At 41.9% G+C, this 9,482-nt stretch carries 3 protein-coding genes; 1 reads left to right on the forward strand and 2 read right to left on the reverse strand.

The genetic code is table 11. From position 1 onward, the window contains the following. Nucleotides 1-628 precede the first annotated feature (628 nt). Both HMPREF1517_RS08490 and HMPREF1517_RS08495 read right to left on the reverse strand, forming a co-directional pair. On the reverse strand, nt 629-2,614 hold the full coding sequence (locus HMPREF1517_RS08490) for a KxYKxGKxW signal peptide domain-containing protein (RefSeq protein ID WP_037601148.1): 1,986 nt from the start codon (nt 2,612-2,614) through the stop codon (nt 629-631). 479 nt (nt 2,615-3,093) lie between these two features. Next, the gene (locus HMPREF1517_RS08495; RefSeq protein WP_037601151.1) at nt 3,094-8,019 is read right to left on the reverse strand and encodes a glycoside hydrolase family 70 protein; all 4,926 of its coding nucleotides are present in this window, start codon (nt 8,017-8,019) and stop codon (nt 3,094-3,096) included. A gap of 1,015 nt (nt 8,020-9,034) precedes the next feature. On the opposite strand from HMPREF1517_RS08495, the gene HMPREF1517_RS08500 reads away from it, so the two are divergent. Continuing rightward, nucleotides 9,035-9,482: KxYKxGKxW signal peptide domain-containing protein (locus HMPREF1517_RS08500; protein WP_037601154.1), on the forward strand; the 448-nt coding region annotated here is incomplete at its 3' end.

Genomic DNA, 9,482 nt, shown 5'->3' on the forward strand with positions numbered 1-9,482 from the left:
TGCCCGTGTCCATCAAGTCAAATTGTCTTATCAAAATTTCTATGATTAGATATTTTACCAACGATTACTCAGTAGGTTGCGATGCTTTCCATATTTAGTAGTCCACAAAACTCTTGATTGCTATTTTTTACTCATTTTCCATCTACTACCACCTACTAGTGAAAAATGCACCTATGGTTTTAATAATTGCATAGAGGAATGCTTTTTTTCGTGTTCTGGAATCTGTTTTATAAATGTAATAATTCGAAATTAAAAGAAATAATATGACAATGATACTCCAAGCCAAGATAACCATGATTTTTCTCCTTTAGAAAGTCAATTACACCTCGAATTTAACAAAAATAGTTTCCCATAACTACCTCTAACTCTCTTTTCCTACATGCAAATATAATACCCATTATAACACGGCTATAGCTCCTCCTTGCGAATATGAGAGGGACAAAATTATTAGGATTTAAGCATGAAAAAGGATCTGAGCGTACACTGACAGTTTCTCTAAAACAACTCAAAAAACCAGCTAATGCTGGCTTTTTCGTTTATTTAATCATCTAGAGTTATGATAGGAAAATAATAATAATTTAGATAGGAAAAGGAAAAATTAGCTCTAGATTTTTAAAGTACATAGTAATTAGCGACGCTGTCTCAATTCACCAGTTTTAGCATCGCAGAAGAGGCGTTTGCCACCAACATAAACATAACGTCCTTTCACTTGACGACCTGAACCGTCAAAGTAAAGCTGTTTGCCATTGATGACTTGTTGTCCAGTCACTGCTTGACCTGCTGCGTTGAAGTAATACCAGCAGCCACGTCCAGCTTCGACAAAGCGGTTTACCACTTGCTCACCAGTGTGGGCATCAAAGTAACATTTCTTACCTTGGACAGTAAGCAATTTACCTTTGACTTGAGCACCATTGCTACCAAAGTAGTAAACTTTATTGTTAATATTTTGAAGACCTGTCACTTTGTGACCATCTTGGTTTAGGTACGCCCATTGGTTAGCCGCCATTTGAATGAATTGGTTGATGACTGCTTGACCAGTGACGGCATCATAGTAACGTCCTTCAGCCCAGCCACCTTTTAGCTGGCTGTGGTCTTTGTTGAAGTAATAGAGTTTACCATCAATCACTTTTGCACCTTGAACGAGGCAACCAAAAGCATCCGCATAATACCAGTTGTTGTTTTCAAAGATAAAGCGTGACACAGCCATTTCACCTGTTTGGGCAGAAATGTAGTATTGCTTGTTGCCTTGTTGCATCATCTGACCTTTGATTTGACGGCCTTCTGAGTCAAAGCAGTATTCTTTACCATTGATGATACGTTTTCCTGTCACAGCGTAACCATGTTCATCAAGGTAGTACCAAGCTTGGTTTTCTTTATTTTGAACAAAGGTATTTACAGCCATATTACCAGTATCAGGGATGAAGTAACGGATACGGCCATCTGAGAAGCGAATAAATTTGTCTTTAGCTTGGATACCTGTTTGTGTATCGAAGTAGAAGGTTGTGCTACCCATTTCAAGGAGACCAGTAGCCATGTGACCATAACAATCGAAATAGCGTACATCCTTACGGTAACCTGCAAAATCGTAGAAGCCATTGATAGCCTTCACGCCATTTTTATCGTAGTAATAGGTATAGCCATCACTACCTTTAACAAGTGAGTCACGAGCTTGAAGACCATTTTCAAGGAAGTAATAAGCCTTACCATCGATAACCTTTTCACCTTTGACCTTTTGACCATATTGATCGTAATAATACCATTGATTTTCGCCTACACGGATAAATGAAGACTTGGCATTGTTCGAATCAACACTTGGTTTAGTCTCACCTGAGATGATTTGGTAACCTGAGTTATTTTGCTGGTTACCTTGTGAAATGATAGTGACATTAGCATTTGAACCATTCGAATGCCCTACTGATATGTTTGGAAACAGTTTATTAGAATTCGAAACGATAGTAACATTCGGCGTAGTTCCTGAAGCCGTGATGGTAATCGTCGTATTTCGACCACCATTCCAATGAATGCCGTTTGAGTCAGACGAACTCGTCGTAATTGTCGCAAAACCGCTAGCTGACGATGATGATGACCATGATGATGACGACGAGTAAGAATACCAAGCTGAACTTGATGAGCTTGAAGAACTTGACGCACTAGCACTTACTGATGCCGAGCTGCTACTTGATTGGTAAGCAGAACCCGTTTGTGATGAATTAGAGTTTTGTGTTCCTACGACTTGTGAAGTTTGTGATGAACTCACTTGACCAGATCCACCACCAACTACAGTCTGAGATGAGCCTCCTGTTGAAACAGATGATGAAGACTCGTAGCCTGTACTCGTTTGACTTGCATAGTTAGATGGCACTGCTGACACATAAGTAGCACCTTCTGTTAAGGTTGGTGAATAGCTTTCATTAATCAATGATGCACTTGACTCAATGCCTGCATCTGTTTGTTCAAAACCATCACCATTAGGAAGTGACACTTCATCTGCTTGTGCCGATTGGTCTGCCAAAAGGGCTCCACCCGCAAGTGCAACCATCGACAGCGTACTAACTCCAATAGTCACCCAGTTTTTCTTGACCTTGTGCAACTTAAACCCAACTTTCTTTTCCATAACATACACCTTTCAATATAACTTTATTTCTCTATTCTATGTTAAGGGATTTTGGAAACGAATACAATTACAGATGCATAACTCTAGTCTCATAAGACTAACCTTATGCCCATAATAGATTTCAAAAAACAAGTCTAAGATACATGGTTAAGCCTTTTATATGTTAGAAATCGTTTCCAAAAAACGTTCAGATTTTTTAAAAAGTACACAGAAATTCCGATGTTTAGCCGTTTTAGCTCTTCCTTCATTAAAGGACTGAGCATAATTTAAAGCTAAAGTAAGCAGTTTATTGAGGAATCTATTAATCAAACTCATTGTTTGCTTACAATCTGCTTGGCATATCAAGAGATAGTAATAAAGAAAAGCACTTGAAACAAAATGTTTCAAGTGCTTAAAAGTGGTGAGACTGGGAAGGTACCTACTGAATTTTAATCCAAAAGCATCTAGGATAGTCCCAAAATCACATTTTCTTCTGCCCCTTATCGTTTTCTGACCCAAGCTCCAGTATTGGCGTCATAGTAACGATGTTGGCCTTTAACCCAAACGTAACGGCCTTTGACCTGACGGCCAGAAGCGTCAAAGTAGAGGTGTTGACCGTTGATGACTTGTTCTCCGGTTACAGCTTGGCCTGAGGCGTTAAAGCAATACCAAACACCGCGAGAAACTTGGATAAAGCGATTGGTTACGGCTTCACCACTATTGGCATCAAAGTAGTATTTCTTGCCTCTGTATGTCAGAAGTTTCCCTTTAGCTTGGACACCGTTACCTTCAAAGTAGTAAAGTTTACCATTAATATGTTGAAGACCAACTACCTTTTGACCATTTTGGTTGAGGTAAGCCCATTTGTTGGCACCAACTTGGACAAAGCGGTTGGTTACGGCCTGACCTGAGTCACCATCATAGTAACGGCCGTTGGCCCAGGCACCCTTGACTTGACTATAATCATTGTTGAAATAATAATGATTACCGTTGATGACCTGAGCACCTTTAACCAGTTTACCATTGCCATCGACATAGTACCACTTGTTGTTTTCCGTCACAAAGCGTGAGCGAGCAATTTCACCGCTATCACCATCAAGGAAGTAACGTTGGTTATTGATTGTGACAAAGTGTCCCTTAACCTGACGGCCTTCATTGTCAAAGTAATACTGCTTACCGTTAATGGTTTGGAGTCCTGTCACGGCATAACCGTTGCTATCGAGGTAATACCAAGCCTTGTTCTCAGGATTTTGCGCAAATCGGTTGACCGCGAGATTTCCTGTATCTGGGATGAAGCAACGCGTGCGGCCGTCTGCAAAGCGGATGAACTTGTCTTTGGCTTGAATACCAGTCTTTTCATCAAAATAGAAGGTTGTGCCATACATGTCGTGGAGGCCACGATACATTTGACCGTTGCCATCGAAATAGCGAACATCTTGGCGAGGACCCGCAAAGTCATAGAATCCATTAAAGGCCTGAACCCCTTTAGGATCGTAGTAATAGACGTGACCATCACTGCCTTGGCGAAGGACATGACGTAGCTGGAGACCATTGTCTAGGAAGAAGTATTTCTTGCCATCAATGACCTGTTCACCTGTGACCATGTTGCCGTTCTTATCAAAGTAATACCACTGGTTAGCACCGACTTGAATGAAGGTGTTCTTGGCAAGGTAGCCACTCGTTGAGAAGTATTGGACCTTGTCTCCCACCCTACGGAAACCAGTTGCTGTGATTTCAGTCATTTGTTTAGGAAGGAAGGTTTGACCTGCTTTAAGGCTGAAGTATTGATTTGTAGCATTATCTTGCAAGACATAGCGAGCCCCAGTACCTTGGATATTGCTTCCATTGAAATACTTGGCTGACCATTGCGTGATTTTCTCATTGGTTGTCAATTTACGGCCGTTTGAAATCTGCACGCGCTCAAAGATTGCAGGGTATTTAGCTTTCAACTCATCAAGGAAGGCACCACCATACTTGCCTTGGAAGTCATTGCCAAAGGTACGTGTTTTAGCTGCGTAGAGACTATTGTAGATTTCAGCATTTGGACGTGGTGTCCCGTAGCTGTTGGTACGTGAGGCTGTTACCACTTCTTTTCCAGGAAGGTTGTAAATTTGGTCTGGAACCCAGTCAGCAATGGCTGAGATACCTTCAGCGTGAAGGGCACGAAGGGCATCCATGAGGTCTTTGAGCGAACCGTATTTGTTGTTCTTGCTCATGGCAATATCGTAACGGTCTTCGAAGGCATAGCCATTTTCAATGATAGAATCTAAGAAAGTGCCGTCTTGGCTAGACACGTATTGTGGCGCAAATTCAAAGGAAGTAATTCCCCACTCTTTGAAGAGTTTGGCGTTTTGTGCAATGACATGGTTGGTATACTGACTTGGGGTCTTAACGAAGTCTTGGAAGTTTGAGAAGCCTTCATAGATGACCTGTGAGTCGAGAGCTGCTGAGGATTCAAAGACCTGCTCACCCTTCTTAGTCGTCGAAGCCTTGGTGCGGGCATCTTGGTTTTCTGAAGCACCTACTGGCACCCAAACCGCTAAATAGCCTGAAACTTCAACAGTTGAATGACCAGTAATATCGTCTGCCGTGAAGGTCAAGTTCCCTTGATTGTCCGTATAGCGAACCAATCCAGCTGGGACATCAGAATCCTTGAAGTAGGTCGCAAGCCCTGTCGATTTGCTGAGAAGTAATGGACGATAGGCTTGATTTTTGTGGGCAGATCCCATATTAACCACCAGACGGTCATTTGCTCCCAATTTCATATCTGGACGATTGGCTGTGAGGACCAGCATTCCTTGGTTACGTGTTTCAGCAGTACCAAGCTGATTAACTTCTTCTGCACCCTTACCATAACGCACAGATGACATGATTTCATAGCCGTTATGCTTAGTAACCTTCATGTCTTGGCCACCTGCTACATATTTGATGCGAGCACGGAGCAGAGCATCAATGGCATTATAGTATGGTGATTTTTCAGCCATGTATTGGCCATCGTCGGTAAAAAGATCACCGTAGTAAACACGAGTGATACTGTCCTTGTTGGTCAACATTGTGGCATAGGCAGCTGGGATATTGTACTGAGTGTACTTTTTATCAGCCTTGCGCATGTCCGCATTGTAGATTTCGAAGGCCTGTTTGAGCTCATCCATGGTGAAGGTGAAACCATCTGTTTTTGGATTAATCTGCTTACTGATGATATTAGCCAAAACAGCTTGCACTTCACTATCATGGGCACGCACGAAAATGTAGTTGGCATCACGAGGTGTGTGTTTCTGCTCACTTGAACGGTTGTTAAGAGAGTTAGTAATCACACGCTCCAAGCTGCCACGGTAATTGCTCTTACGCAAAAAAGTCGTCAAAAGCGTTTCACGTAGCGGATTGTCAATGGACAACTGAGCACCCTTGGTATCCTTGTTGTATTGATGGTCGTTGTAGGACCAAGCTTCAAGGATTGACAAGTGAGCAATAGCGTTGGCTTCATTATCAGCTACACGGTATTTTTCCTTGAAGTAGTCAGAAGCAATCTGCAAGAGGTCCGCATCCACATTGTCCACCGCATCGATACGAACACCGTCAAAGTTGGCGCTTGGATCATTGCCAAGGATAGAACCAATGTTCATGATGTAGTGGAGCCAGTTTAGTTGCTCAGCCTGAACAGCTGGGTTAGAGTTGTCGATATCGTTAGCCAAGAGCAACTCGTAACCACCATTTGAACGGTCGATATGGTATTTGCGTGTCCCTGTTTGGTTAGTCGGTGTGCGGTTCATGAGACGGAAATCTGAATTGGCATGACTTGTCCTACTATTATTGAGGAAGGTCAGAGCGCCTCCTTGCAAGTGGTCCTTACCAACTAAAAGATTGTCCTCACTCTCAGAGTTCCAGCCAGGCTGTGTTTTGATGAAGTCTGACATCAACTGACGAAGCCAAGTGGTATTGCCCTCACGACCGATACGTTCCTCGATTTTAACTTGAATCAAGTCAGCAGCAGATGCTAAGTCGTAACTCATCATATCTGTCGTATAGGTCTTATCACTAAAACCTTGTTGACTCATATAGTTGAGGTAGTTGACCTGTGTCACCTTGTCTGGCCACCAAGTCATCAAAAGGGGACGATAATCTTTCTCAGTTGAAGCTGTCCAATTTTTTCCATCCTTCAATATCTGTTTTGGACGGTACCAACTATCAGCCGTCAAGAAATTGTCCAAGTGTTCGAAACTCTTGCTTGATGTGTCGTAGGCTTGGTTGTAAACCGCATTGATAGAGTTATTTGGAATGGCATCGGCACGATACAAAGGTTTACTTTGATCTACCATAGCCCCAGTCTCATCGAAATAATAAAGACGCCCATCAAGTTCAATGGCTGCGTTCTTTTTCACAACGCCATTTTCAACATAGTACTGCTTGCCATCAATAATCTTCAAATTCGAAGCTACTGGTTTATAGTCAAGACTTGGCTGATTTGGTTGGACCGGCTTGTTAGGTTGAGACGGTTGACTTGGTTGAACAGGTTTATTGGGTTGATTTGGCTGCGTTACAATGGTCACATTGGGTTTTGTGCCATTTGGACTTGTCACCGTCACGTTTGGCTTAGGAGTGTTTGGCCCTGTGATAATGGTTACATTTGGTGTCGTACCGCTGGCCGTAATCGTAATGTTAGTGTTGCGGTTGGCATTGATACGAATAGTGCTATCAGCAGCGCGTGTGGCGATTGATGGTGCAGCATTGGTCAAGACTCTAGGTCTTGCTTGTTCTGTCACACTTGGAGTAGACTGAGCACTTGTTTGCACACTTTCAGTCTCAATTCTTTGGCTGGTTTGAACCTCAGTCTTTTTCTGATTTTGACTGTTTGCTTTAGCTGTTGCATGCGACGTTGCTACACGACGCCCACCACTGCGAGTTGCTTTGTGGCTAGGAGTAACTGAAGATTCCGATTGTCCTACCTGATTACTCGGCGTATCTGACTGTGATCTTTCTTGAACAGTTGCCTGTGTTGTTGCCTGACCTTGTGAGACCTGTTCCGTAGTCAGTGTCTCTTGGGCACTAGCTTGAGTTTGCGAAGAAACTGCCACTTCTTGATCGATAACTTGACTGCTTTGTGCTTGAGCAGTTGCCTCTTGAGCGACCGCACTTGTCGTCGCCTGAGAGCTTGTTTCGTGACTTACGCTGGCTGTTGCTACTGCTGCCACACTTGCTTGAGCACTAGCTTGCTCAGTAACAGTTGTTGTCGTCACTAGACTGGCAGTACCATCCTCACTCAGTTGCTGCAAGCCGTCACCATTAGGTGCGCTCGTCTCATCGGCTTCTACTTTTCCTTGAGCTAGGAGGCTTCCACCCGCCAAGGCAACCATTGAGAGGGTAGTCACCCCGATAGTTACCCAGTTTTTCTTAACCTTATGTAGTTTAAAACGTACCTTATTTTCCATCTATAACAATCATACTTTTTTTCTATTGTTTTCTCTACTCTATGATATATTCAGACAAATTACAAATAGGAAAAAGTCATCTTATTTTCATGAATCTCTGCCGGACGCTTCCTATTATTAACTTTGATTTGTAAAAATGAGACCTTACACCATATGTAAGGTCCTAAATAGAGTTTTTTTGCTTCTCAAACTCCTTCAAGTGCTTATCTTCAAAGGCTTTTGAAGATTAAAGCAAGCTTCAATTAACCTTAAGAGATAGCAAAACTATGAGAGAAGTAGCCCCTAAAAAGACAATTCTGAAAAGAAAATTTTAGATAGAAAGACTCTATTTTTTCATCTGACTAAGATCGTGGTCTGTCTATGAGGAACAAAAATTAAAAATATAAATGATTTACACAGGTGAATTCTTATTTGACTAACGAAACTAAATATAGAATCTTTTATGTCAGTTCTTTAACATTTTTGATAATTCCGTTAGTTTCTGTTGTTTATTCTTAAAAAAGGATTATAATGAAGCTAGGTGAATATGTAAGCGTTTTAATTTTGCTTTAAAGGACACTTGGGGGATTATCTAAAAGATTGACATTAGTTACCTAATGCCTAAATAAGGATTATAGTAGGATAACCATTCCTGAGTCACTTTGAACCATCAAACTAGGGCTCATAAAAAGAATACAGCATCATTTCAAACTAGAGCTCTAGAGGGGACGCCTCATACTAGTAAGCTCTAGTTTTTTGTGTCTTAGAAGCCCAAAATAAACGAGATCTTCCATGCTTAGAAAGGAGGAAAATTCCGAACGGCTCTCGTTTTTCTAGAATCATTTCGTCAGGACTCATGTTTGCCTCGAACAGTCTCGTAATATAGAAATTGAGGAGGCTTGGAGAAATAAGGATTGTCACAAAAAGATTAACTTACATCGTTAGGGACTCCTCCCCAATGCTCACTTTTCATAAACTCTCATGACAGCCCTTATTTTGCAGTATGTAAAAAGTTTAAAATGAAAGGAGAATTACCATGGAAAAGAAAGTACATTTTAAACTTCACAAAGTTAAAAAACATTGGGTAACTATTGCAGTGACAGGACTTGCTTTGGGATTGAGTTTTGCAGGACTCAGCTATGCTTCAGCTGAAGAACAACCTACCCCCGTTAATGAAGCAACTGTTGAAACCATCATCAAAGAAGGCGCTATTGACGTTGAGGCTCCAGCAAGTAATGAAGCCACAACTAAACCTGTAGAAAACACAGCTGCTACCGCTTCGAGCGAGGTTGCCACTGTGTCAGAAACACCAGTGGTCACCTCTGAAGGGGCTTCAACAGAAACAGTCTCTGAAAAACCAAGCTCTGAAGTCACAAGCACAGCTAGTTCGGAAGCAGCTAATTCTGAAACTACACATTCTGAGGTAAGTGCAACGACTAGTGAGAGTGTTACAACTGAGAATTCGTCACCAACAACTAGTGATA

Origin of the sequence: Streptococcus sp. ACS2, assembly GCF_000525585.1 — a bacterium.
Lineage (GTDB): Bacteria > Bacillota > Bacilli > Lactobacillales > Streptococcaceae > Streptococcus.

What these genes read in the sequence shown, in the direction of transcription:
- HMPREF1517_RS08490 (WP_037601148.1), bottom strand. Translation starts at nt 2,614, where the DNA reads ATGGAAAAGAAAGTTGGGTTTAAGTTGCACAAGGTCAAGAAAAACTGG.
- HMPREF1517_RS08495 (WP_037601151.1), bottom strand. Translation starts at nt 8,019, where the DNA reads ATGGAAAATAAGGTACGTTTTAAACTACATAAGGTTAAGAAAAACTGG.